The organism is Dactylosporangium sp. NPDC049525 (assembly GCF_040676755.1).
GTDB lineage: Bacteria > Actinomycetota > Actinomycetes > Mycobacteriales > Micromonosporaceae > Dactylosporangium.
In genome coordinates, this window is record NZ_JBFAPO010000003.1 from 79,623 (window position 1) to 102,710 (window position 23,088).

Annotated in this window: 20 protein-coding genes and 1 pseudogene; 7 read left to right on the top strand and 14 right to left on the bottom strand. The window is 72.8% G+C overall.

The window, feature by feature from the left end:
* Window positions 1-6 precede the first annotated feature (6 nt).
* From AB0K00_RS07045 to pgsA, 3 genes are read right to left on the bottom strand one after another with little or no spacing between them, the layout of a single operon-like run.
* Window positions 7-1,146, bottom strand: coding sequence for a glycosyltransferase family 4 protein (locus AB0K00_RS07045; RefSeq protein ID WP_363516651.1), 1,140 nt, complete (start codon window positions 1,144-1,146; stop codon window positions 7-9).
* A gap of 11 nt (window positions 1,147-1,157) precedes the next feature.
* Window positions 1,158-2,078, bottom strand: a complete 921-nt coding sequence (locus AB0K00_RS07050) for a phosphatidylinositol mannoside acyltransferase (protein WP_363516654.1) — start codon at window positions 2,076-2,078, stop codon at window positions 1,158-1,160.
* On the bottom strand, window positions 2,075-2,740 hold the full coding sequence (gene pgsA, locus AB0K00_RS07055; protein ID WP_363516657.1) for a phosphatidylinositol phosphate synthase: 666 nt from the start codon (window positions 2,738-2,740) through the stop codon (window positions 2,075-2,077). Before pgsA ends, AB0K00_RS07050 begins: the two co-directional genes overlap by 4 nt.
* 188 nt (window positions 2,741-2,928) lie before the next feature.
* Here pgsA and AB0K00_RS07060 point away from each other — a divergent pair, with 188 nt between their 5' ends.
* Window positions 2,929-5,091, top strand: a complete 2,163-nt coding sequence (locus tag AB0K00_RS07060; protein WP_363516659.1) for an elongation factor G-like protein EF-G2 — start codon at window positions 2,929-2,931, stop codon at window positions 5,089-5,091.
* A gap of 64 nt (window positions 5,092-5,155) precedes the next feature.
* Entirely contained in the window at window positions 5,156-6,208 is a 1,053-nt protein-coding gene (locus AB0K00_RS07065; RefSeq protein WP_363516663.1) for a hypothetical protein, read from the top strand.
* 37 nt (window positions 6,209-6,245) lie between these two features.
* Here AB0K00_RS07065 and AB0K00_RS07070 read toward each other — a convergent pair whose 3' ends face one another.
* The 7 genes from AB0K00_RS07070 to AB0K00_RS07100 all read right to left on the bottom strand — a co-directional run bounded on the left by AB0K00_RS07070 (window position 6,246) and on the right by AB0K00_RS07100 (window position 14,703).
* Window positions 6,246-6,710, bottom strand: coding sequence for an HIT domain-containing protein (locus AB0K00_RS07070; protein ID WP_363517625.1), 465 nt, complete (start codon window positions 6,708-6,710; stop codon window positions 6,246-6,248).
* Between the two features lie 76 nt (window positions 6,711-6,786).
* Complete coding sequence (gene thrS, locus AB0K00_RS07075; RefSeq protein WP_363516666.1) at window positions 6,787-8,859, bottom strand: threonine--tRNA ligase; 2,073 nt, start codon at window positions 8,857-8,859, stop codon at window positions 6,787-6,789.
* A gap of 54 nt (window positions 8,860-8,913) precedes the next feature.
* Window positions 8,914-9,495: a phosphoesterase PA-phosphatase gene (locus tag AB0K00_RS07080; protein WP_363516669.1), complete on the bottom strand. Its 582-nt coding sequence runs from the start codon at window positions 9,493-9,495 to the stop codon at window positions 8,914-8,916.
* An 83-nt stretch (window positions 9,496-9,578) separates the two neighbouring features.
* The gene (locus tag AB0K00_RS07085; RefSeq protein WP_363516672.1) at window positions 9,579-12,116 is read right to left on the bottom strand and encodes a VIT domain-containing protein; all 2,538 of its coding nucleotides are present in this window, start codon (window positions 12,114-12,116) and stop codon (window positions 9,579-9,581) included.
* The gene (locus tag AB0K00_RS07090; RefSeq protein WP_363516674.1) at window positions 12,113-12,685 is read right to left on the bottom strand and encodes a MerR family transcriptional regulator; all 573 of its coding nucleotides are present in this window, start codon (window positions 12,683-12,685) and stop codon (window positions 12,113-12,115) included. The genes AB0K00_RS07085 and AB0K00_RS07090 overlap by 4 nt, the downstream gene beginning before the upstream one ends.
* A gap of 18 nt (window positions 12,686-12,703) precedes the next feature.
* Window positions 12,704-14,047, bottom strand: a complete 1,344-nt coding sequence (locus AB0K00_RS07095) for an ATP-binding protein (RefSeq protein WP_363516677.1) — start codon at window positions 14,045-14,047, stop codon at window positions 12,704-12,706.
* Window positions 14,044-14,703 carry a response regulator transcription factor gene (locus tag AB0K00_RS07100; RefSeq protein ID WP_327009457.1) on the bottom strand — a complete coding sequence of 220 codons (660 nt, stop codon included), beginning with the start codon at window positions 14,701-14,703 and terminating at the stop codon, window positions 14,044-14,046. The genes AB0K00_RS07095 and AB0K00_RS07100 overlap by 4 nt, the downstream gene beginning before the upstream one ends.
* Before the next feature lie 98 nt (window positions 14,704-14,801).
* Between AB0K00_RS07100 and AB0K00_RS07105 the strand changes: the two genes are divergently transcribed.
* Window positions 14,802-15,926 (top strand): sigma-E factor regulatory protein RseB domain-containing protein, encoded by a 1,125-nt coding sequence (locus AB0K00_RS07105; RefSeq protein ID WP_363516681.1) that lies wholly within the window; start codon window positions 14,802-14,804, stop codon window positions 15,924-15,926.
* An 11-nt stretch (window positions 15,927-15,937) separates the two neighbouring features.
* Here AB0K00_RS07105 and AB0K00_RS07110 read toward each other — a convergent pair whose 3' ends face one another.
* Entirely contained in the window at window positions 15,938-16,777 is an 840-nt protein-coding gene (locus tag AB0K00_RS07110; RefSeq protein WP_363516683.1) for an MHYT domain-containing protein, read from the bottom strand.
* A 109-nt stretch (window positions 16,778-16,886) separates the two neighbouring features.
* Here AB0K00_RS07110 and AB0K00_RS07115 point away from each other — a divergent pair.
* A pseudogene (locus AB0K00_RS07115) lies at window positions 16,887-17,339 on the top strand (SRPBCC family protein); the annotation flags it as partial.
* Window positions 17,340-17,622: 283 nt separating this feature from the next.
* Here AB0K00_RS07115 and AB0K00_RS07120 read toward each other — a convergent pair.
* Complete coding sequence (locus AB0K00_RS07120) at window positions 17,623-18,393, bottom strand: class I SAM-dependent methyltransferase (RefSeq protein ID WP_363516686.1); 771 nt, start codon at window positions 18,391-18,393, stop codon at window positions 17,623-17,625.
* A gap of 185 nt (window positions 18,394-18,578) precedes the next feature.
* On the bottom strand, window positions 18,579-19,649 hold the full coding sequence (locus AB0K00_RS07125; RefSeq protein WP_363516689.1) for a hypothetical protein: 1,071 nt from the start codon (window positions 19,647-19,649) through the stop codon (window positions 18,579-18,581).
* Between the two features lie 263 nt (window positions 19,650-19,912).
* Between AB0K00_RS07125 and AB0K00_RS07130 the strand changes: the two genes are divergently transcribed.
* Together AB0K00_RS07130 and AB0K00_RS07135 are read left to right on the top strand one after the other, a co-directional pair.
* Complete coding sequence (locus tag AB0K00_RS07130; protein WP_363516692.1) at window positions 19,913-20,233, top strand: hypothetical protein; 321 nt, start codon at window positions 19,913-19,915, stop codon at window positions 20,231-20,233.
* Complete coding sequence (locus AB0K00_RS07135) at window positions 20,233-21,600, top strand: DUF6745 domain-containing protein (RefSeq protein ID WP_363516695.1); 1,368 nt, start codon at window positions 20,233-20,235, stop codon at window positions 21,598-21,600. Before AB0K00_RS07130 ends, AB0K00_RS07135 begins: the two co-directional genes overlap by 1 nt.
* 43 nt (window positions 21,601-21,643) lie before the next feature.
* Here the strand turns inward: AB0K00_RS07135 and AB0K00_RS07140 are convergent, their stop codons facing one another.
* Complete coding sequence (locus tag AB0K00_RS07140) at window positions 21,644-21,859, bottom strand: hypothetical protein (protein WP_363516697.1); 216 nt, start codon at window positions 21,857-21,859, stop codon at window positions 21,644-21,646.
* Between the two features lie 122 nt (window positions 21,860-21,981).
* Here AB0K00_RS07140 and AB0K00_RS07145 point away from each other — a divergent pair, with 122 nt between their 5' ends.
* Window positions 21,982-23,088 carry a winged helix DNA-binding domain-containing protein gene (locus AB0K00_RS07145; protein WP_363516700.1) on the top strand — a complete coding sequence of 369 codons (1,107 nt, stop codon included), beginning with the start codon at window positions 21,982-21,984 and terminating at the stop codon, window positions 23,086-23,088.

Genomic DNA, 23,088 nt, shown 5'->3' on the forward strand with positions numbered 1-23,088 from the left:
CGCAGCTTACGGGACGGGCTGCTCCACGACGGCGCCCGCGACCTCGATCACCGTGGCGTAGACCTCCAGGACACGCTCGGCGACGACGGGCCAGTCGTACGCGGAGACCACCGCGGTCGCCCGGGCCGCGAGGGCGGCCCGGCGGGCGGGGTCGTCGAGCAGGCCGGCGACCGTCCTGGCCAGGGCGGCGCTGTCGCCGACGGGGAAGAGCGCGCCGGCCCGCCCGCCGTCCAGGACCCGCCGGAACGCGTCGAGGTCGCTGGCCACGACGGTCGTGCCGGCCGACATCGCCTCGGTGAGGATCATGCCGAAGGACTCGCCGCCGGTGTTGGGCGCGACGTACAGGTCGACGCTGCGCAGCATCCGCGCCTTGTCCTCCTCCGACACCTTCCCGAGGAACACGATCCGATCCCGGAAGGGCAAAATGTCCGGAAAATCGGACATCACCTCGTCGACGTCACCCGGCCCGGCGACCAGCAGCCGCAGCCCCGGCCGCGTGGCGGCGAGCGAGGCGAACGCCCGCAGCAGGAACGGGAACCCCTTCCGCGGCTCCGTGAACCGTCCCAGGAACCCGAGCGTCCCGCCGGTTCCCGGCCACCCGGGCAGCGGCACGGCCGAGCGGTACCGCGACACCTGCACCCCGTTCGGGATCTCCCAGGCGCTGCCGCCCAGGTGCTCCACCTGGACCTTGCGGGCCAGCTCGCTCACCGCGATCCGCCCGGTGATCTTCTCCAGGACCAGCTGCAGCAGCCCCTGCGCGGCGGCCAGGGCACGGGACCGGGTCATCGCGGTGTGGAACGTCGCGACCACCGGCCCGCGCGCGGACAGCACCGCCAGCATCGACAGGCTGGGGATGAGCGGCTCGTGGACGTGCAGCACGTCGAACCGGCCGGCCGCCATCCACCGCCGGACCCGGGTCGCGGAGATGAGGCCGAACGACACCCGGGCGACGGAACCGTTGTACGGCACCGGCACGGCCCGCCCGGCCGGCACGACATAGGGCTGTTCGCCGCTCTCCTCGTCGCCGGGCGCCAGGACACTGACATGGTGGCCGAGCGCGATGAGTGTCTCGGCCAGGTCGCGGACGTGGTTCTGCACGCCGCCGGGCACGTCGAACGAGTACGGGCAGACGATCCCGATGCGCAACAGGGCCCTCCTCAAACCGAGGTGCTGCTGGTGACGGGGGTGTCGATCCAGAGTCTCTGCAGCATGTGCCAGTCCTGCGGGTTGCGGGCGATCCCCTCGGCAAGGACGTCCGCGATGCGCTGGGTGAGCAGCCGGACCCGCACGTCGAGCGCCCCCTCCTCCGGCGCCGGCAGCGGGATCGGCCCCTCGAGGCGCCCGGCGGCCGCATCCGGGTCGAACCACATCGACACCGCATACAGCGGGGCGCCGGTGCGCAGGGCGAGCAGCGCCGGACCGGCCGGCATCTTGGTCCGGCCGCCGAAGAAGTCGACCTCCACGCCCCGGACGGTCAGATCCCGGTCGGCGAGCAGCGGCACCACGTATCCGGCCCGCAGCCGCTCCTCCAGGACGTCGAACGCGGGCCGGTCGCCGCCGGTCGTCGGAAGGATCTCCATACCCAGCGAGCGACGGAAATGCAGGAACCGGCGATATACACTCTCCGGCTTCAGCCGCTCGGCGACCGTCACGATCGGCCAGCCGTTGGCCGCGACCCAGGCGCCGGCCGCGTCCCAGTTACCCGCGTGCGGCAGCGCGATGACCGCGCCGACCTTGTCGGCGACGTGCTGGCCGAGCAGCTCGCCGCGCTCCAGCCGGAACCCGGTCAGGTGCTCGGCCTTGGGGCGGCCCGGCAGCCGGAACGCCTCCAGGTAGTAGCGCGCGTAGGAGCGCAGCCCGCGGCCGACGAGGTCGGCGAGCTCGGCCTCCGACGGCCCCTCGCCGACGACCCGTCGCAGGTTGGACGCGAGCGTCACGGTGCCCTTGCCCCCGTTGCCGCCACGGTACCGGCGGGCGCCACGCGCCGCGGCAGCCGCGAAGAACGGCCAGACGGCGGAACGGGGAAGCTTCGGGATGAGCGAGAAGGCGGCAGCGTAGCCGAGTTCCGCAAGGTTCACGGAGCGACCCGATCGCCGGCGGACGCCGCGTCACCCGGAGTGGCCGCAGCCGCGATGTCGCGGGCTTGCCGGTACACGTGCGACATCCGCTGCCAGATGGTGATCACCGACAACAGCACCAGCAGCCACAGGGCCGCCTCCATGCCGTGCGGGACGCCGAAGCCGAACAGCAGGCCGCCGATGCCGACGAGGATGAGCCGCTCGGTCCGCTCGGCCAGGCCGACGTTGGCGGTCATCCCGAGGCCCTCCGCGCGGGCCTTCACGTAGGACACGACCTGCCCGGTCAGCAGGCACAGCAGCGCGGCCGCGCACTCGCGTAGCTGGCCCTGCGAGGCGAACCAGAACGCGACGGAGCCGAAGATGGCGCCGTCGGAGACGCGGTCCATGGCGGAGTCGAGCAGGGCGCCGAACTTGTTGCTGACGCCGAGCTGTCGGGCCATGGCCCCGTCGAGCATGTCGGTGAGGCAGCTCACGGTGACGATAACGAGCGCGATGACCATGTGGCCGCGCGTGGCGAAGCCGACGCTGCCGATGAGCACGCCGACCGTGCCGGCGACGGTCACCGCGTTGGGCGTCACCCGGGCGCGCAGCAACGCGGCTGCGACGGGGTTGACGATGCGGGCCAGTCCGGCCTTGCTGACTACGCTGAGGATCTTCGCCATGGCGCTCCCACGATAACGGCGGCAGAGCTTGCCGGATACCTGCGCGTGGGCCTGCTCACGGTGCTTGAGTAAACCGTATGACGCCTGTGGGAGTCGGCGGGCTTGTGTCGGTGATGGTTCGGGTGTGGGATCGGTGAACAGGTCGTGACTGTGAGACTGCTCACAGAGGGCAGGACGGGAGGCGCGTGATGGCGCAGAAGGTCCAGGAGAAGGGTGTCGCCGGCCCGGTGCCGGCGGTTGATGACCCCGGCAGGGTACGCAACGTGGTCGTCGTCGGACACTCCGGCGCCGGGAAGACGACCCTCGTGGAGGCGCTGCTCGCGGCGACCGGCACGATCGGGCGGGCAGGCGCGGTGGCCGAGGGCACCACGGTGACCGACCACGACCCGGCGGCACAGCGGCAGCAGCGGTCGGTGACGCTGTCCTGCGCCCCGCTGATGCATGACGGCACGAAGGTGAATCTGCTCGACACCCCCGGCTACGCCGACTTCGTCGGGGAGCTGCGCGCCGGCCTGCGGGCCGCGGACGCGGCACTGTTCGTCGTGTCGTCGGTGGACGGCGTCGACGCCGCCACCGCGGCGCTGTGGGAGGAGTGCGCCGCCGTCGGGATGCCCCGCGCGGTCGCCGTCACCCGCCTGGATCACCCGCGCGCCGACTTCCAGGACACCCTCGATCACTGCCAGGACGTCTTCGGCGACAACGTGCTGCCGCTGTACCTGCCGATGCTCGGCGACGACGGCGCGGCGGTCGAAGGGCTGATCGGGCTGATCACGCACCGGGTCTTCGACTACTCCGCGGGCTACCCGCCGGTGGTGCGCGACCCCGAGCCGCAGCACCTGCCGGCGATCGAGGAGTCGCACAACAGCCTCCTTGAGGGCATCATCGCCGAGAGCGAGGACGAGACGCTCATGGAGCGCTACGTCAGCGGTGAGGTCATCGAGACCGCGGTGATCATCGAGGACCTGGAGAAGGCCGTCGCCCGCGGCACGTTCTACCCGGTCGTGCCCGTCTGCGCACAGACGGGCCTCGGCATCGACTCCCTGCTGGAAGTCCTGACCGACGCGTTCCCCTCGCCGCTGGAGCACGTCGTGCCGCCCGTCACCGACGTCGCCGGCAACCCGCACGCCCCGCTGCGGTGCGACCCGGCCGGTCCGCTCATCGCCGAGGTGGTCAAGACCACGATCGACCCGTACGTCGGCCGGGTCTCCCTCGTGCGGGTCTTCTCCGGCACGCTGCGCCCCGACCACCCGGTGCACATCTCCGGGCACGGCATGGCCGAGCGCGGCCACCCCGACCACGACGCCGACGAGCGGTTCGCGCACCTGTTCTCGCCGCTCGGCGCGACCCTGCGGGAGGTGCCGTACGCGGTGGCCGGCGACCTCGTCGCGATCACCAAGTCGACGACGGCCGAGACCGGCGACACGATCTCCGGCAAGGACGACCCGATGCTCATGGCGCCCTGGGTGATGCCGGAGCCGCTGCTGCCGGTCGCGATCGTCGCCAAGACCCGCTCCGACGAGGACGCCCTGGCCAAGAACCTCGGCCGCCTCGTCGCCGGCGACCCGACGCTGCGCCTGGAGCGCAACGCCGAGACCCACCAGCTGGTGCTGTGGTGCATGGGCGAGGCGCACGCCGACGTCGTGCTGGACCGGCTGCGCTCCGGCGGCGTGGACCTGGACACCGAGCCGGTCCGGGTCGCGCTGCGCGAGACGTTCGCCGCACCCAGCCAGGGCCACGGCCGGCACGTCAAACAGTCCGGCGGCCACGGCCAGTACGCGGTCTGCGACATCAAGGTCGAGCCGCTGCCGCGCGGCACCGGCTTCGAGTTCGTCGACAAGATCGTCGGCGGGGTCGTCCCGCACAACTACATCCCGTCGGTGGAGAAGGGGGTGCGGCACCAGATGGAGCGTGGCATGGTCGCCGGCTACCCCGTCGTCGACGTGCGGGTCACCCTGGTCGACGGCAAGGCCCACTCGGTCGACTCCTCCGACGCGGCGTTCCAGACCGCGGGCGCCCTCGCCCTGCGCGAGGCCGCCGAGCAGGGCCAGACGACGCTCCTGGAGCCGATCGACGAGGTCACCATCCGCGTCCCCGACGAGTTCGTCGGCGCGGTCATGAGCGACCTGTCCGGCCGCCGCGGCCGGGTCCTGGGCAACGAGCCGGACCCCGCCGGGCACGAGCGGACCCTGGTGCGCGCCGAGGTCCCCGCGACCGAGCTGGTCCGCTACGCGGTCGAGCTGCGGGCGATGACGTCGGGCTCGGGCACGTTCAGCCGCGTCTTCGCCCGGCACGACCCGATGCCGTCGCACCTGGCCGACGCGGTGAAGAAGGAGCACGCCGCGTCGCGGTGACGCCTCACGGGTCTGGCTGGATCTCCCGGTCCAGCCAGACCCAGGTCGGCCTACACTGCGCGGCATGATTTTCTCGCGGGGCAGGAAGCAGGATCCGGTCGTCGAGTTCTGGGCCTGGTGGCCGACGATCCGCCCCGCCGTCACCGAGGCCATCGCCACCGGTGCGTTCGAGCCGCTCACCCCGCAGATCAGCAAGCGGGTCGCGGCCATCCACAAGGACCTGACCTGGGAGTTCAGCAAGGGCGCCGGCGCGCGGCACGCGCTGGTCGTCTCACCCGGCGGCAACCCCGCGCTGCGCGCGACCGTGGCCCGCTGGGGTGCGCTCGCGCCGGCCGCCGACCCGGAGTGGGAGTTCCACACCGCCCGCCAGCCCGACCACGAGACGCTCAGCGCCACCATCGAGATCGCCGGCGCGAAGCTGGACCTGGCGCTGCTGCGGTTCGCGTTCAGCCGCGACGAGGACTCCGCCGCGATCGACGTCATCGGTCACCACCCGCTGTTCCGCAAGCTGCCGGAGCCGGTCCGCGGCCAGATCACGTTCCTCGCCCTCGACTGGCTGCTCGGTGAGGAGGGCGTCGAGCTGTGGGTCGGCGCGGTCGACTTCAGCGCCGAGGAGCCCGACGGCGCCCGCGACCCCCTCGACCTGGCCGCCGCCGTCGACGCGCTGCGCGAGGAGCACCGCGAGCCGCAGTGGGTGGTCTTCTCCGCCGAGCTGCGCGGCCGCCCGGTGACCGGGATCGCGCAGCGGCCGTTGCGGTCGGCCCGCTGGCCGCGGTTCGACACGCACGTGGCGGTGGTGCTGCCGTACCGCGACGGCGCCGAGGGGCTGCCCTCCGACGAGGTCGCCGACGCGCTGAGCGCGTTCGAGGACGGCCCGCTGGAGACGGCGCTGCACGGCAACGGCGAGCTGGTCGCGCACGAGACCACCGGCGGCCAGCGAACGCTGCACTACTACGTCGACGGCGCGTCGTCCGCCGGCGACGAGCTCACCGCGGCCGCCGCTGGCTGGGCGGGCGGCGGGGCAGCCGGCCAAGGCGCCGGCCCGGCCGCAGCCGGCAAGGCGAAGGTCAAGCGCGCCTACGACCCCGGGCTCGAGGCCGTGGCGCACCTGTCCTGATCAGCGCACGTCCTGATCAGCTCACTGCCTGATCAGCTCACTCCCAGACGGAGGCGAGCAGCTTCCGCGTGTCGCCGAGCAGCTGCGGCAGGACCTTGGTCCGGCCGACGACGGGCATGAAGTTGGTGTCGCCGCCCCACCTCGGCACGATGTGCTGGTGCAGGTGGGCGGCGATGCCGGCGCCGGCGACCGAGCCCTGGTTCATGCCCAGGTTGAAGCCGTGCGCGCCGCTGGCCCGGCGGATCACGCGCATCGCGGTCTGCGTGAACGTCGCCAGCTCCACCGTCTCCGCGCCGGTGAGGTCCGTGTAGTCGGCGACGTGCCGATACGGGCAGACCATCAGGTGCCCCGGGTTGTACGGGTACAGGTTGAGCACCGCGAACACGAGGTCACCGCGGGCGACGACAAGGCTCTCGTCGTCGGGCAGGCCGGGCGCCCGGCAGAACGGGCACCCGGTCGGCTCGTCGTGGTCGCCGGCCCGGTCCTCCTTGATGTAGGCCATCCGGTGCGGCGTCCACAACCGTTCGAGATCATCCGGGGTCCCGGTCACGTCACCTCCCCGCGTCGCAGCGAACCGATCATGCGGTCGCCTCCGCTGCCGACTCCGCTGACTCCGCTGACTCCGCTGACTCCGCCGACTCCGCTGCCGACGGTCCCACGTTCGTGCGGGACCGGACGACCTCCACCACGTGCGCCACGGCCTCGTCGAGCGCGACGCCGTTGCGCTGCGAGCCGTCGCGGTACCGGAAGGAGACCGTGCCCCCGCTGACGTCGTCGTCGCCGGCGATCGCCATGAACGGGATCTTCTGCTGCTGCGCGGTGCGGATCTTCTTCTGCATCCGCTCGTCGGAGTAATCGACCTCGACGCGGATGCCTTCCTTGCGCAGCCGGGCGGCGAAGTCGGCGAGGTAGTCGGCGTGGTCGCCGCGGACCGGGATGCCGACGACCTGCACCGGGGCCAGCCACGCCGGGAACGCGCCCGCGTAGTGCTCGGTGAGGACGCCGAAGAACCGTTCGATCGAGCCGAACAGCGCCCGGTGGATCATCACCGGCTGCTGCCGGGTGCCGTCGGACGCCTGGTACTCCAGGGCGAAGCGCTTCGGCTGGTTGAAGTCGACCTGGATGGTGGACATCTGCCAGGTCCGGCCGATCGCGTCGCGGGCCTGCACGGAGATCTTCGGGCCGTAGAACGCCGCGCCACCCGGGTCCGGCACCAGCTCCAGGCCGGAGTCGAGGGCCGCGTTGCGCAGCGCCTCGGTCGCCTCCTCCCAGTCCGCCACGTCGCCGATGAACTTCGGCGAATCGTCGCGGGTGGACAGCTCCAGGTAGAAGTCGTCGAGGCCGTAGTCACGCAGCAGGTTGAGCACGAACTGCAGCAGGTCCCGCAGCTCGCCCGGCATCTGCTCCTTGGTGCAGTAGATGTGCGAGTCGTCCTGCGTGAGCCCCCGCACCCGGGTGAGGCCGTGCACGACGCCGGACTTCTCGTAGCGGTACACGGTGCCGAACTCGAACATGCGCAGCGGCAGCTCCCGGTAGGAGCGGCCGCGGGCCCGGAAGATCAGGTTGTGCATCGGGCAGTTCATCGCCTTCAGGTAGTACTCCGCGCCCTCCATCTCCATCGGCGGGAACATGGTGTCGGCGTAGTACGGCAGGTGACCCGACGTCTGGAACAGGTTGGCCTTGCTGATGTGGGGCGTGTTGACGAACTCGTAGCCGGACTCCTCGTGCCGCTGGCGCGAGTACGCCTCCATCTCCCGGCGGATGATGCCGCCCTTGGGGTGGAAGACGGCGAGGCCGGAGCCGATCTCGTCGGGGAAGCTGAACAGGTCCAGGTCGGCGCCGAGCTTGCGGTGGTCGCGCCGGGCCGCCTCTTCCAGGAGCTTCTGGTATTCCTTGAGGGCGTCGCGGGTCGGCCAGGCGGTGCCGTAGACCCGCTGGAGCTGCGGGTTCTTCTCCGAGCCGCGCCAGTAGGCGGCGGCGATGCGGGTGAGCTTGAACGCCTGGATCATGCGGGTCGTCGGCAGGTGTGGGCCGCGGCACAGGTCGGACCAGCAGACCTTGTCGGACTGGGCGTCGAGGTTGTCGTAGATCGTCAGCTCGCCGCCGCCGACCTCCATGACCTCGCTCGTGTCCAACGACTGGCCGCTGTCGGACTTCACGTCGACGAGCTCCAGCTTGAACGGCTCGTCCTTCAGCTCTTCCTTGGCCTGCTCGATCGAGTCAAACCGCCGGCGGCGGAACCGCTGGCCCGACTTGATGATCTCCTGCATGCGCTTCTCGAGCTTGGCCAGGTCGTCCGGGTGGAACGGCTTGTCGACCTGGAAGTCGTAGTAGAAGCCGTTGTCGATCGGCGGGCCGATGCCGAGCTTCGCCTCCGGGAACAGGTCCTGCACGGCCTGGGCGAGCACGTGCGCGGTCGAGTGCCGCAGCACGTTGAGCCCGTCGGGTGAGGACAGGTCGACGGCCTCGACCTCGGTGTCCTGCGCCGGCGTCCAGTCGAGGTCACGCAGCCGGCCGGTCCCGCTGCCGTCTGCCTCGCGGACCACGACGATGGCCTTGGGTCCGCTGGTCGGCAGCCCGGCCTCGGCGACCGCGGCGGCGGCGGTCGTGCCGGCCGTGACCACGAGGGTATTCGAGCGCACTGTGGACACGGTCTGCTCCCAAGCGTGAAGAGGTCTGATTCCCTGCGAACTCTATCCGTCGCGCTACCGCAGGGCCGAGAACACCCCGCCCGCCACGGCCGCGCCGACGAGCGCGCCGACGACGACCTGCGCCACGGTATGGTCCTTCAACGCCACCCTGGACCATCCGACGGCGGCGACGAGCGGTGCGGTGGCCGCCAGGGGCCAGCCGTAGACCAGCACCAGGATGACCAGCGCGCCGGCCGCGACCGCGGTGTGGATCGACATCTTCCACCAGTGGTTGACGACGGCGGCGACGACGAGCCCGACCCCGCCGGCGACGACGGCCGCCAGCAGCTCCCGCTGCGCGTCCAGGCCGAGCAGCACCGCGAACCCGACGGTGACGGAGGCGAGCCCGACGAGCAGCGGGCCGCGCCGCTGCCGGTGGTCGCCGACGTGGTGGTCGGTCAGGTCGCCGCGGCGGACCCCGCGCAGGATGTACAAGAACGGCAGCACGCTCTCGAACAGCGCGGCGACGACCCCGAGCAGCAGCCCCCGCCCCACGCTCGGCGCGCCGTGCACGGCAAGCAGCACGAGGAGCACCGACACCAGCACCGCTGGGGCGAGAAGCTCGGTGACGGCACGGGCGATGCGCTGGAAGATCACCGCAGTACCGTACAGAAAGAGACGCCGGCCGATGCACTCCCCCGTTTGAAGTCCATCGGCCGGACGATCTCAGCCTGTGCCGCTCAGCGCTTCCAGAACGCGCCCCGGGTCGCGGCCGGCTCGGGTCCGGCGCCGGCCACCTTGTCCAGCTCCGCCAGGACCTCCCGCCACAGCTCCTCCAGGGGCCGGGCCGCGATCGCCGCCGGGGTGAGCCGCTCCGCGAGGACCCGCAGGACGCCGATGCCCAGCACCGCCAGCCGCGACCCGAGGTCCTCGAGCAGCTCGCGCCGCTCGAACTCGGGCCGGCCCGCGGCGTCCCGCAGCCGCTGGGCCTCGCCCGCCGCGAGCTCCCGCAGCTCCGCGGCGTCGGACCGCTGCCGCTCCGCCTCGACCGACGGCTGCGCCGTCGGGGGCACCTGTGGCCGGACGGATCCCCGGCCGCGCAGCGCCCGCCCGACCGCGCCGCTCCCGGGACGGAAGCCACCGCCGCCGGAACCGCCGCGGAAGCCGCCGGCCTTGCGCTGCGTCTCCGTGGTGTCCTGCGCCGGCGCGCCGGACATCGGCGGCGGGGGCGGCGTCATCGCCGGCATCGGCGGCATCATCGGCGGCGGCCCGCCCGGGGCGGGCATCGCCGCGCTCCGGCTCCGATAGGGCGCGCTCGCAGGCATGGCCATCGGCATCGCCGTCGGGTGCAGCGGCGGCGGTGGCACCGCGGTCGGCAGCTCCCAGCCGGCCGGTGTCTCGACGGGCTGGACCACCTGGCGCGGCTGGCCGCCCTCCGTGACGACGCGCTTGTCGACCGCGACATACGCGGTGAAGCGGCACAGCACCTGGAAGCGCAGCGACACCTCGGTGATCCGCCGCTCGAGCTCCTCGCCGCCGGCCAGTCCCGAGACGTAGGCGTCCTCAAGGTCGCGCAGCAACGCCCGGGCCCAGATCGCGGTCAGCGCCGGGTTGTCGTGCCGGGTCGCGGTGACCGCGGTCGACCAGGGCGTGCCGTCGCGCATGGTGCCGGCGACGGTCAGCGCGCCCTCGGCCGCGCCGCGATACCGCCCGGTGACCACGAACGGCACGCCGGGGAACACGTCGGGCAGCCGGGCCGGTGCCTGCGTGCCGTCGATCAGGTCGAGCCCCTCGGGGGTGACGGTGACGCCGCCGACGACTGGCGCGCCGATGCGCCGGTGGATGCGGTCCATCGCCTCGTCGAGGCGGTCCTCGCTCTCGACCAGCTCGCAGCGGCCCCCGCCGGCGATCGCGAGCCGGCCGAGGAACCCGGCGTTGACGGCCTGGTCGATGCCGACGGTGTGCACCCGCACCCCGCGCAGCGCCCCGGCGACGGTCCGCAGGATCTGGTCCTCGTTGCCGACCTGCCCGTCGGTGACCAGGACGAGGACGCGGTCCCGGCCGCCCGCGGCGCCACCGGCGGTCGCGGGCTCGCCGGTCGTGGTGGCGGCGTCGAGCAGCTTCAGCCCGTCGAGCAGCGGCTGGAGCAGCTCGGTGCCGCCGCGGGCGTCGACCCGCGACAGGTGCTCCACGGCCCGGAAGCGGTGCCGGTCGGTGCCGTCGACCAGGCCGGACGGCAGCGAGGCCGGCATCTCCACCCGGTCGTCGAACGCGAGGACGGCGAACCGGTCGGCGACGGTGAGCGTGTCGACGATGCGGGCGGCGGCCCGGCGGGCGGCGACCATCTTCCAGCCGCCCATGCTGCCGGAGCGGTCCAGCAGCAGCACCACGTCCTTGGGCTTCGGCGGCGCCTGCGACGCCGGCGGCAGCACGGTCAACCGGTAGGTGCCCTCCTCGCCGGTCGTGTCGGGGACGAGGGCCAGCCCGGCCTCGCCGGGCCCGTAGGCGAGCCGCAGGACGAAGTCCCGGTTGGCCCGCTCCCCCGGCAGCACCGACACGGTGCGCTCCGTCTGCTGCACCGTGTGCAGGCTGGAGCGGACCTCGCCGAGCGGCAGCCCCGCGGGGTCGATGTCGACGTCAATGCTCAGCCGCAGCGGGTTGGGGAACCCGGGCAGCAGCACCGGGGGCGTGATCCGGGACGCGTCGGGCACGGCGTCGGTGTCGAGGGCGTGACCGACGCCGACACTGTCACCGTCGAGCGCGCCACCCGGGATGTATCGGGGGGCGACGACCAGGGGGAACCGGAACGTGGCCTCGCCGTCCTCAAACGACAGCGGCCCGGCCAGCGACAGTGCCACGCTGACCCGCTCACCGGGCAGGATGTTGCCGACCCGCATGGTGAACACGTCGGGCCGCTCCTCCTCGGCGATCGAGGCGCGCTGGCCGGCGGCGACCGCCCGGTCATACGTCTCGCGAGCGGCGCCGCGCTCCTGCAGCTCCGCCTCGACGACCCGCCCGTCGGCGGTCATCGCCATGCGGGTCACCGCGGCCCGGTCGGGCAGGGGGAAGACATAAGTGGCCTCAAGGGCCTCGTCGTGGACGTTGACGAACTCCTGGGTGAGGTCGATCCGTGCGACCAGGCCGGTGATGGCCGTGTGGACGTCGATCCGGTCGAGCGGCAGGTTGCCGCGCTCGGTGCGCAGCGCGCCGAGACCGGCGTCGTCCTTCGGCGCGGCGACCCGCAGGGCCTCCGCCTCGCTCATGGTGGCGACTCTCATTGCACACTCCCTCGCTCAGGGCTCGGATCACGGGCGGGCTCGCGCGTCAGCCCACGGGCGGCCAGCAGGTCCAGCAGCGGCTGGGCGGCCGCCTGGATCGCGGCCACGTCGTCGGGTCCCGGCGTGCCGGGCAGCAGCAGTGTCACGTCGCCGCTCAGCGGCACCCCGCTGAGCAGTGCGGGGGGTGGCGCCGGTGGCGGTGTGTGCGGTGCGGGCGGTTCGGTCCAGAACCGTGTCCTGGGTTGCTCATGCTTCGGCAGGTCGGCGATCTCCCACAGGAGCGCGTCGGGTGCCTCGGCAAGCTCGATCTGGATGTCGGCGATCCGCCTGCCCTCCGACTGCCGGCGTTTGATCGCCACCAGCTGCGCAAGGTGTCGCGGACCGTAGAGCGCGGTGCGGCCCCGCATGGTCGGGCGGTCGACGAGCCCGATCGTCGCATACCACCTGATGGCACGGGCGTCGGGAACGTCGCGCACCCGACCGTTGGGTGCGCCCGCATAGGCGGTGCCTTCAAGCGCGGCGGCAACCCGTGCCGTCAGCTCGTCGAGCGTCCATCCTGTCGCGGTCACACGACAACTATGACACTGTCACATGACACTGTCAACAAAGCGGGGCAGCCGCACCTCGGCCCGCACCCCCGGGCGCGCGTCGAGCAGCCGCACCGTGCCGCCGTGCCGGCGGACCAGCTCCCGCACGATCGCCAGCCCCAGCCCGGTGCCGCCGGCGTCGCGGGCCCGGCCGTCGTCGAGGCGGGTGAAACGGTCGAAGACCCGCTCCCGCAGCGGGCCGGGGATGCCCTCCCCGTCGTCGGTGACACTGACCAGGACCTCCTGGCCCTCGGCCTCCGCGCGCAGCACGACCCCCGTGCGGGCGTGCCGCACCCCGTTGTCGACGAGGTTCAACACGACCCTGAGCAGCGCGTCCTGCTCACCCTCGACCCACAGCGACTGCCCGGACGCATCGACGGTGACGGTGGCGTACCGCTTCGCCAGGTTCGTCAGCAGGCTCTGCATCTCCACCGGCTCCCGCGCCACCCGGCGCCCGTCGCGCTCGTCCGCCCTCGCCAGCAGCAGCAGGTCGTCGACCAGCCGCGACAGCCGGTCCAGGTCGGTCAGCAGGTCGTCGCCGACGGCGTCCCAGTCGCCCAGCTTCTGCGCCACCTCGACCTGGATGCGCATGCTGGCCAGGGGGCTGCGCAGCTCGTGCGCGGCGTCCGCGATGAACGAACGCTGCCTAGCCCGGGTCGTGGCGAGGCGGTCCAGCATGTGGTTGAGCGTCACCGCGAGGCGCTGGATCTCGTCGCTGGACGGCGGCACCGGCAGCCGCTCGTCGGTCGCCGCGCCGGTGATCCGCTCCGCGGACGCGCTGAGCCGGTCCACGGGCGCCAGGGCCTGCCCGACCACCTTCCAGGCGATCGCGACCAGGATGGTCACCAGGGCCGGGTACGTCACCCACAACGATGTCTTCAGCAGCTCGAGGCTGCGGTTGTAGTCGCCGAGCGGCACCGCGACCACGACGACCCGGCCGTCACCGACCTGCCGCGCGGTGACCCGCAACGGGTCCCGCTGCAGCGCCCGGTCGCCGGGCACGGTGATCCGCTCGCGCTGGGCCGCGGCGACCTCCGAGGGTTGCAGCAGCGGCACGAGCAGGTCCGCGTTGCGGTCGCCGGCGACGACCCGGTGCTGGGCGTCGAGCACCTGCACGACCTGGCCCGCGGGTGCCGGCAGCGGCGACGGCAGCGTCGAGCCCTCCTCCAGCAGGGCGGCGATCTCCAGGACGGTCGCGTCGGCCGAGCGGTCCAGGGTGCCCCGGAAGCTGTACGTCATCGCGGTCGCCATCGCCACGCCGGCGATCGCCAGCCCGACGATGAGCCCGCTGGTGCCCAGGAGCACCAGCCGCCCGCGCAGCGACAGCCGCGACCACCAGATCATGCTGTCCTCAGCCGGTATCCGGCGCCGCGGACCGTCTCGAGGGCGTCGCGGCCAAGCTTGCGCCGCAGGTAGCCGACGTACACCTCGACGGCGTTCGGCGCGGTGTCGATGCTCGCGTCCCACACGTGGTCGAGCAGCTCCGTCTTGGACACGACCTGTCCCGGGCGGCGCATCAGGTACTCCAGCAGCGCGTACTCCCGCGCCGTCAGCACGATCTCCTCGCCGCCGCTGGTCACCCGCCGCCGCGCCGGGTCCAGGGTCAGCTCGCCGACCGTCAGCACGCTCGGCCGCTCCGGCGCGCCGCGGCGCAGCAGCGCACGGAGCCGGGCGACCAGCACCACATAGGAGAACGGCTTGGTCAGGTAGTCGTCGGCGCCGCAGTCGAGGCCGTCGGCCTGGTCGTACTCGCCGTCCTTCGCGGACAGCATCAGCACCGGCACCCAGTTCTTCTCGGCGCGCAGCGCCGAGACCACCCGATACCCGGACAGGCCGGGCAGCATGATGTCCAGGATCACCGCGTCGTAGCCGCCGTGTCTGGCCAGCTCCAGGCCCGTGGGCCCGTCCCCGGCGACGTCCACGGCGAAACCCTCCGCCTGCAGGCCGCGCTGCAGCGCTCCCGCCATACGAATCTCATCCTCAACCACCAGCAGCCGCACGAGCACCAGCGTGGCACGCTGTGCTGTGGGAACGCACAGGCGGTCTCAGCGATGTCACAGCCGACCCCGAGCACCATGGTCGGCAGGAGGTGTACCCAATGTCGAAGTTCACGTCACGACCTGTCCTACGGTGGGCGGTGCCCGCGCTTGCCGCGGTCGCTGTGGTAGGTGCGGGCGTGGCCGCAAAAACCCTCGCCGTCGCCGCCGAGCCGAACCTGCCGCCGCGCACCGCCGCGCAGCTGCTGGTCGACCTGCAGACCGCACAGCTGGACGGACTGTCCGGCACCGTCGTGGAGCGCGCGGACCTGGGCCTGCCGGCCCTGCCGTCCCTGCTGGGCGACCAGAGCTCGGAGCTCACGTCGCTCGTGTCGGGCAAGCACACCCTGCGTGTGTGGTACTCGGGCCCGGACAAGGCCCGCGTGTCGCTGCTGGGCACGCAGGGGCAGAGCGACATCATCCACAACGGCCTCGACACCTGGACCTGGAACAGCAAGTCCGGCAAGGCGCAGCACTTCAAGGGCTCCGGCGACGCCGAGAACCCGTCGAAGGGCCCGGCCGCGATCCCGAGCGACGTGCCGAAGAGCCCGCAGGAAGCGGCCGACCTCGCCCTCAAGGCGATCGACCCGACCACGCAGGTCTCCATCGGCAACTCGGCGAAGATCGCCGGACGGGACGCCTACGAGCTCGTCCTGCGCCCGCGGGACACGGCGTCGCTCATCGGCCAGGTCCGCCTGGCGATCGACGCCCAGGAGAAGCTGCCGCTGCGCGTGCAGGTTCTGGCGAAGGGGCAGTCCAACCCGGCGTTCGAGGTGGCGTTCACGCAGGTGAGCTTCGCCCGGCCCGACGACGGTCAGTTCGTGTTCAACCCGCCGGCCGGCACCAAGGTCGAAGAGGCGGACCCGGCCGCAGCCGGCGCCGAGGGGAAGCCGAAGGTCGACGAGTCGACTTCCGGTGAAAAGCCCAAGAGCGCCGTCATCGGTACCGGCTGGACCTCGGTCTTCGTCCTTCGGACGGGCACCCCGGCACAGGCCGCACCCGGCGACGCGGAGGCCAAGAAGGCGCAGGACGCCATCAACCAGCTCCCGCTGGGCAACGGCGGCCGGACGTTCAACAGCAAGTTGTTCAGCGTCCTCATCACCGACGACGGCCGGGTCCTGGTCGGCGCGGTGACCCCCGAGCGTCTCTCCCAGGTGGCCGCCGACCCGGCAGCCGCACTGAAGTAACGAACCGCAGATCAGTGAGGGACCGCGGCGCCGCCGCGGTCCCTCACTTCGTGCCTGGCGGCGGCGGCGCGATGTAACGTCGCGACCGAGTACATGTCGCGGGCCCGGCGCAGCAGCTCCTCCTCCGACGCGGTGTTCTGCCGCACCGAGAACCCGACGGTGGTGTAGGCCAGGACGCTCAGCAGCAGGCACGCGAGCACGCAGACCGGGGTGAGCAGCTCCAGCGGGCTCGCGCCCCGCAGCTCTCCGGCGGCCGGGGTGGGGTCGAGGCGTACCGCCGCCATCACCGTGTAATGGGTGCTGCACGCCGCCACGGCCATGATCGCCGCGGCGACGACGAGGGCCTTGGTGCCGCGGACCGTCGACACGCACCACAGTGTCACCGTCGCCCCCACGACCGACGCGGCGAGCGCCGCGACCGCCGTCGCGGGGTCGTAGCCGACGGTCCCGGCCACCCGCATGGCCAGGGGCGCGGTGCTGTAGACCGCGCCCAGGCCGAGACCGGCGACGATCCCGGCCGGCAGGACCTTCCACAACGACGGCCGGCCGAAGCCGACGATGTACAGGCCCAGGCAGTACACCACCACCGCGATACCGAATCCGAGCGCGGTGATCGGCACGTCGTAGCGCACCACCGAGTTCGGCACGTCGGTGCCGAGCAGCGCCATGAAATGCGGCACCCAGGTGCCCGCTCCCCCGATCGCGACCGCCGACAAGGTCAGCCAGCGGGCCCTGCTGCCGCCGTTGGAGGCCCGGGACCGGGCGGCGATGAACACGCCGAGCAGGCAGCCGAGGAACGACAGGGTGAGGGCGAGCGCGGGCGTGATGGCGCCGTAGGCGAAATGCTGCACGGACGCCCATTCAGCCAGCCCGATGGTTCGGCCGGTCGGACAACTTGTGCGGGTTTGCCCTCACCCCGTGGGGGTAGCCAAAGGTGAGCACCGAGAGGAGTGATCGCACATGAGTCAGGTTGTGGAGACCGTGGACGTGGCCGTGCCCGTCCGGACCGCGTACAACCAGTGGACCCAGTTCGAGGAGTTCCCGGCGTTCATGAACAGCGTGCGGGAGATCCGCCAGCTCGATGACACCAGGTTGCACTGGGTGGTCGAGTTCGGTGGGGTACGCCGTGAGTTCGACGCGCGCATCACCGAGCAGCACCCGGACGAGCGGGTCGCGTGGACGTCGACGGAGGGCCCGAAGCACGCCGGGGTGGTCACCTTCCACCGGCTCGACGACACGCACAGCCGGGTGACCGCACAGCTCGACATCGACCCCGAGGGGTTCGTCGAGAACGTCGCCGACAAGGCCGGCATCGTGGACCGGCTGATCAAGTCCGACATGGCGAAGTTCCGTGAGTTCATCGAGCACCGGGGCACCGAGTCCGGCGCGTGGCGCGGCGACGTCGACCGGCCGGGCGCGGCCGCCGGCACCGCTGGGGCCGGCACCGCTGGGGCCGGCACTGCTGCGACCGGCACCGCTGGGACCCCGCCGAAGCCGGGCTCGTGGATCGCACCCGGCGGCACGCCCGCCGGCTCCGACGCGATCCAGGCGGCGCCCGACATGACCCAGAGCAGCGACGTGAACCGCATGCCGGACCCCGACGACTCCCGGCACGCCATCTAGCCTCACCCTCCACCGCACCGGAAAAGGCCGGCCGGCCAGCGTTCGCGCTGACCGGCCGGCGTGCGTGTGCCGGCTAGACCCGGCGCGCGGTGATGAGCAGGCGGTCGCTGCCCACCGTGTACGGCGCACCGTCCGGCCCGCCGGACAGCGTCACGTCCGTGAACCCGCCATCGCGCAGCAGGGCGCCGAGGTGCCCGCTGGTGTAGACGTGGTGCACGGCCGTCGCGGTGAGCCGTTCCTCCCCGCGGATGAAGGTGTACCGGCTGAGCAGCCGGCTGGCGGCGACGTCGTACTCGGTGGCCGCCTCGACGGTGATGTCGCCGGTGCGCATCACCCGGTCCTGCCCCGTGAAGCCGGGCAGGACGGTCTCCGCCGTCGCGCTGAAGTCGACGACGAGGCCGCCGCCGGGCCGCAGCGCCGCGGCGGTCGCCGCGACGAACACGACCAGGTCGGCGGGCTCCAGGTAGCCGAAGCTGTTGCCGAGGCAGAGCACGGCGTCGAAGTCGCCGGTCCGCGGGATGTCCCGCATGTCGGCGACCAGGAACTCGACGTCGAGGCCCTGCCCGGCCGCGGCCCGCCGGGCGTGCCCGACGGCCTCCGGGGAGATGTCGACGCCGGTGACCCGGTGTCCCAGGGCGGCGAGGGCGATGCTGTGCCGGCCGCTGCCGCAGGGCACGTCGAGCAGCCGCGACCCGGGTGCCAGCCCGAGCCGGTCCTGCACGAAGCCGACGTCGGCGGCGGTCAGCTGCGGCGCCGCGGCACGGCGCCAGAACTCGTTGGGCAGTTCGGTGAAGAAGTCCGCGTACCAGGTTGCGGGAACAGCGGATGGGACGTGCGGTGACAACTGAGGATCTCCTCTTGGGTGTGCGCGATCGGGGAAGGTCGTCGCCCGGGCACACCACGGCACACCAGCGGACCCGGTCGGTCCGTGGTCACCGGCGACCCGGGACTGGGTCCCGGGCAGGCATGGCATCCTCCAAGAAGAAACTGCGCCGACGGTACCAGCGGTCGGCGCCGGCACGCACCGGATTATTCGACCGGGTGGCGCTGCGCGGGAATCGCGATCGGCCCGGTGCCGCCGGCCGGCTGGTCCTCGCGGGTGTCGTCCGACGGCGTGTAGCGCCCGGACTCCATCGACCAGTCGACGTTGCCGCGGATCCAGTGCACGAAGTCACCGGCGACCGCGGCGACCGCCGGGTCCGCGGCGAGCGGCCCGGCCGTGAACCGCTCCCGGGCCGCCACGAAGTCCTCGACGAGGGCGTCGTGCTCGGCGACGGCGGCGAGGACCGCGGCCTCCACCGGCAGCCGCCGCTCGTGCCGCAGGGCGAGCACGATGTTGTGGTGGTCGCCGGCGGCCTCCTCCTTCGGCCACGACACGAGGTCGTTGAAGATCGCGGTGATCATCCCGGCGGAGCGGCGCATCGCGGCGAAGTCGTGGTCGGCGAAGACCGGCGCGGGCAGTTCGACGCCGTGCACCGGCTCGATGAGGTCGAAGAACATGTCGATCGCGGCGGTGCGGAACCGCATCGTGCGGTATTCGGCGAGCGGCGGCGGGCGGTTCGCGGCCCGGTTGCCGGCCTCCCAGACGGTGGCCTCGAGATAGTCGCCGACGTGGCCGATGAACCGCGCCCGCCAGGCGGGGCTGACCCGCGGCCTGGTCCGGCGCCACACCTCGGCGAGCGCGCGCAGGTGACCCTTCGGCGGCTCGTGCATGTCGGGTTCGTGCATGTCGGGTTCGTGCGTGTCGGATTCGTGCGTGTCGGGTTCGTGCGTGCCGCGGTCGTGGTGTGTGAGCAGGTCGAGGACCTCGTCGACGAGGTGCCTGGTCGCGGCCGGGTCGCCGGCGCGCTCAAGGTGGTCGTCGAGGGCGAAGACGCTGATCAGCCACGCGGTGGCGAGCTGGAGCTCGGCGGGATCGGCGTCCGGGTAGGTGCGGGCCATCAGGTTGGCGAACCTGGCCCGGGCGAACGCGGCCCGGGCGCCCGGCCGGTCGAGCAGGCCGTGTCTGGTGGCCCAGTGCAGCGACCAGCGCTGGACGAGATCGACGTGCGGTGATAAAAGCGGCGTGAACGGGCACAGGACCGCGAGCGTCGACTGCATGATGCACCCCCTTGCGCCGCGAGATCTTCATGGTCGCGTCTTTTCCAGCTTTCCGCGACCCTGTTCGATGCCTTCGGCCCGGTTTCTCCGCGCTTGTCTAGTTACGCGTTCCTCGCACAGACGTAGCTATTGGGCTTGACCGGACGGGCCCTGAATTCGGGACCCGGGGGCGCGCGGAAAAAAATGTCGTACCCCCCGGATATCGTGCGATCTGCTGGTTCGAACATTTGTTGGTTCGTCGTTTCCCGCTGGGAGGTCCGGCCGTGTATCGACAAGGTGACGTCCTGCTGGTGCCCATCGCCGCGGGTGAGGTGCCCGTGACCGCGGTGCCCGCCCCCCGCGACCGCTCCGGCCGCATGATTCTCGCCCGCGGCGAGGCCACCGGCCACGCCCACGTGATCGTCGGCCCCGACACGCTGCTGCTCGCCGACCGCGACGACATCGACCGGCTCTTCGTCAAGGTCGTGTCCCGGGCAAGGGTCGTGCACGAGGAGCACGGCACGATCGCGATCCCGGCCGGGTCGTATCGGATCGTCCGCCAGCGCGAATACGTGCCGGGCTCGTGGCGTCCGGTGGCCGACTGATGACCACGACCCCGCTCACCGACGAGACCAGCGCCGCGGCGCTCGGCGCCAACGCGGCGAAGTGGCTGGCGGCCGGGCTGTCCACGGCGCCCGCCGACCGTGCCGCCGCCGCGGACGCGGTCCGCCTCGCATATCGCTCCGCCGGACTGCCCGAGCCCGCCCACGTGGTGTGGTTCGCCTCACCGGCGGCGGGTGCCAGGGCGGCGGCCCTGCTCACCGGCCGCCGCGACCTCCCCGGCGCAGCTCCCGGCTCAGCTTCTGGCTTCGCTCCCGGCTCGCCGCACAGCCACGGCCTTGCTCCCGAACGTGCCCGGCCCATGACCACCGCCGCCCGTCGCGCCGCCCGGGCCGGTCTCACCCTGCCCACCGCGCGCCTGGGCGTCTCCACCGGCGTGGTCCCCGCCTCCGCGGACACGATCGTCGCCGAGGAGCTGCGGGCGCAGGGCTGCCCGCCGGTCCCGGGCACCGCCGGCGTGTCGGTGCGCGCGGCGGTGCGCACCGCTCCATGGGCGGCGGCCCGCGCCGAGGTCCACGAGTCGCTCGGCCCCGATGGCTGGGCCCGACTTTGGGCGGCCTGCGGCGCCGACGTGTGGCGGATGGTGAATGACCGCGTCGCCGTCCCGCTGCGCACGCACCTGCGCAACGAGCTGCCCACCCACGTGCGCGCCGTGCTCCTCGACGCCGTCGGCGGTCAGCACGACGCGGGCTGGCTGGCCGCGTTCGACGCCGCCGCCTCCCGGGCCGACCACGCCCAGAGCTTCCAAGGGGGCCAGGGCTCCCGGGGCGTCCGCGGAGAGGCGCCCGCGGCGGTGCTCGGCGCGGCGCAGCGTCTCGCCGGGCTGGCCGGGGTGGCCCGGTCCGCCGGCTGGTGGTGGCCGTATGCCAACGTCGCCGTCCTCACCGACCGCCCCGACGAGCTGCACCGGGACAACGTCGGCCGGTTGCACGCCGCGGAGACGCCGGCCCTGCACTACAGCGACGGGTTCGCGTTGCACGCGTGGCGGGGCATGCCGATCCCGTCGGAGCTCGTCCATCGGCTCGCCCACCTGACGCACGCGCAGATCGCCGCCGAGCGCAACGCCGAGCTGCGCCGCGTCATGCTGGAGCACTTCGGCTATGAGCGCTATCTGCGTGAGGCCGGCGCCCGGCGCCTCGGCGCCGACGCGTGCGGCGTGCTGTGGCAGCTGAGCTTCAACGACGACGAGCCGCTGACGATGGTCGAGGTCGTCAACAGCACCCCCGAGCCCGACGGCACCAGCCGGGTCTACTGGCTGCGCGTCCCCCCGACGACCCGCACCGCCCGCGCGGGCGTCGCATGGACGTTCGGCCTCACCGAGGAGGAGTATCAGCCGCTCGTGCAGACCTGACCCGCAGCCCTGACCGCGGGTCTCCGCAGCGGGCCGGCTGTGGTCAGCCGCCGCCCCAGTGGGTCTCGGCCTGCTCCCGGCTGGGCCCCGTGTCGGGCCAGTCGCGGCGGGGGTCGGTCTCGACCAGCTCGACCAGTTCGGCGGGGCGGACCCTGGCGGGCAGCTCGCCGAACCTGGCGTGGCGCAGGAACGCCAGGTCGGGATCGGAGAATCGGATCTCGCCCGAGCCGTCCCCGGCCCGGCTCGCCTCACTGGTCATGGTTCGATCGTCCCGCCGCGCGGCCCGGTCGCGCAAGCAACTCCGGCGGCGCGGGCTCTGGGAGCTCTGCGGGCTCTTCGGTGCGGGATGCGGGGCGCCGCCGGCGGCGTGAGAATGGGTCGATGCCGACTGTCGGACGGGCGAAGGTGCTCGCGTACCGGGCCGTCACCAACCAGCTGCACGAGCGGGTCGACGCCGACCCCGGCGACCTGGCGGTCTTCGACCTCGGGGTGCCCAACGTTCCGGCCGGGACGGCGCGGCAGGCCCTGGCCGCGCGGACGAGCAGGTTCAGCGCCGACGACGCACCGCTCAGCCTGGTCTGGTCGGCCCGGGGTGCGCGGCACCTGCACCGGCCCGAGGATCTGCCGGGGCTCGTCACGGCGCTGTGGCCGATCAGCGACGCCGACGCGGAGGCGCGGTTCGGCAGCAAGCAGATCCCCGACGGCGGCAAGCTGGGGATCGCCGCGTTCCGGGCGACCGCCGAGGCGTTCGCGGCCGTCGTCGCCGGGCCGACGTCGAAGGGCGACGCGAGCCGCGGCGTCAGCGACCGGGTCCCGGAGGCGCTGACCTACTACTGCGGGCCGTGCAAGGCCCGGCACATCTCGGGCTCGGTGTTCCAGCAGGCCGGCCTCGCCGGCGGGGTCCAGCTCGACGAGGCCGCGACGACGACCGTGCTGCTGCCGATCGACGGCGCGCCGGCGGTCCCCGACGGGCCCGGCGACCCGTCCGGGCTCATCCACGCGTATCTGCGGCTGCTCGGCCCGGCCACGCCCGCCGACGTGGCGAAGTACCTCGGCACGACGGTGACCGCGCTCAGACCGGCCTGGCCCGGCGGGCTCGCCGAGGTCACCGTCGACGGGCGGAAGGCGTGGATACCGCAGGAGTCGCTCACCGGGCTCATCGAGGCGGAGCCGGTGCGCGGCGTGCGGCTGCTGCCGTCGTCGGATCCGTTCCTGCAGGCCCGGGACCGGTCGGTGCTGACCCCCGACAAGACGCGGGAGAAGGAGGTGTGGCGGGTGCTCGGCAACCCCGGCGCGCTGCTGCTCGACGGGGACCTCGCCGGGACGTGGCGGGCCAGGATCGCCGGGAAGCGACTCGCGGTGACGGTGTCGCCCTGGGCGCCGCTGCGGGCCCCGGTCCGGGCCGCGATCGACGCCGAGGCGCAATGGCTGGCGGCGGCGCGGGGGCTCCCCACCGCCGAGGTCACGGTCGGGCGTGGGGATACTTGA

Bases quoted from the DNA above. Each gene is read 5' to 3' on its own strand.
- AB0K00_RS07145 (WP_363516700.1), top strand. From the start codon at position 21,982: ATGCCGACTGTCGGACGGGCGAAGGTGCTCGCGTACCGGGCCGTCACC.
- AB0K00_RS07135 (WP_363516695.1), top strand. From the start codon at position 20,233: ATGACCACGACCCCGCTCACCGACGAGACCAGCGCCGCGGCGCTCGGC.
- AB0K00_RS07125 (WP_363516689.1), bottom strand. From the start codon at position 19,649: ATGCAGTCGACGCTCGCGGTCCTGTGCCCGTTCACGCCGCTTTTATCA.
- AB0K00_RS07085 (WP_363516672.1), bottom strand. From the start codon at position 12,116: ATGAGAGTCGCCACCATGAGCGAGGCGGAGGCCCTGCGGGTCGCCGCG.
- AB0K00_RS07070 (WP_363517625.1), bottom strand. From the start codon at position 6,710: ATGGCCTACATCAAGGAGGACCGGGCCGGCGACCACGACGAGCCGACC.
- AB0K00_RS07105 (WP_363516681.1), top strand. From the start codon at position 14,802: ATGTCGAAGTTCACGTCACGACCTGTCCTACGGTGGGCGGTGCCCGCG.
- AB0K00_RS07065 (WP_363516663.1), top strand. From the start codon at position 5,156: ATGATTTTCTCGCGGGGCAGGAAGCAGGATCCGGTCGTCGAGTTCTGG.
- AB0K00_RS07095 (WP_363516677.1), bottom strand. From the start codon at position 14,047: ATGATCTGGTGGTCGCGGCTGTCGCTGCGCGGGCGGCTGGTGCTCCTG.
- AB0K00_RS07060 (WP_363516659.1), top strand. From the start codon at position 2,929: ATGGCGCAGAAGGTCCAGGAGAAGGGTGTCGCCGGCCCGGTGCCGGCG.
- AB0K00_RS07140 (WP_363516697.1), bottom strand. From the start codon at position 21,859: ATGACCAGTGAGGCGAGCCGGGCCGGGGACGGCTCGGGCGAGATCCGA.
- pgsA (WP_363516657.1), bottom strand. From the start codon at position 2,740: ATGGCGAAGATCCTCAGCGTAGTCAGCAAGGCCGGACTGGCCCGCATC.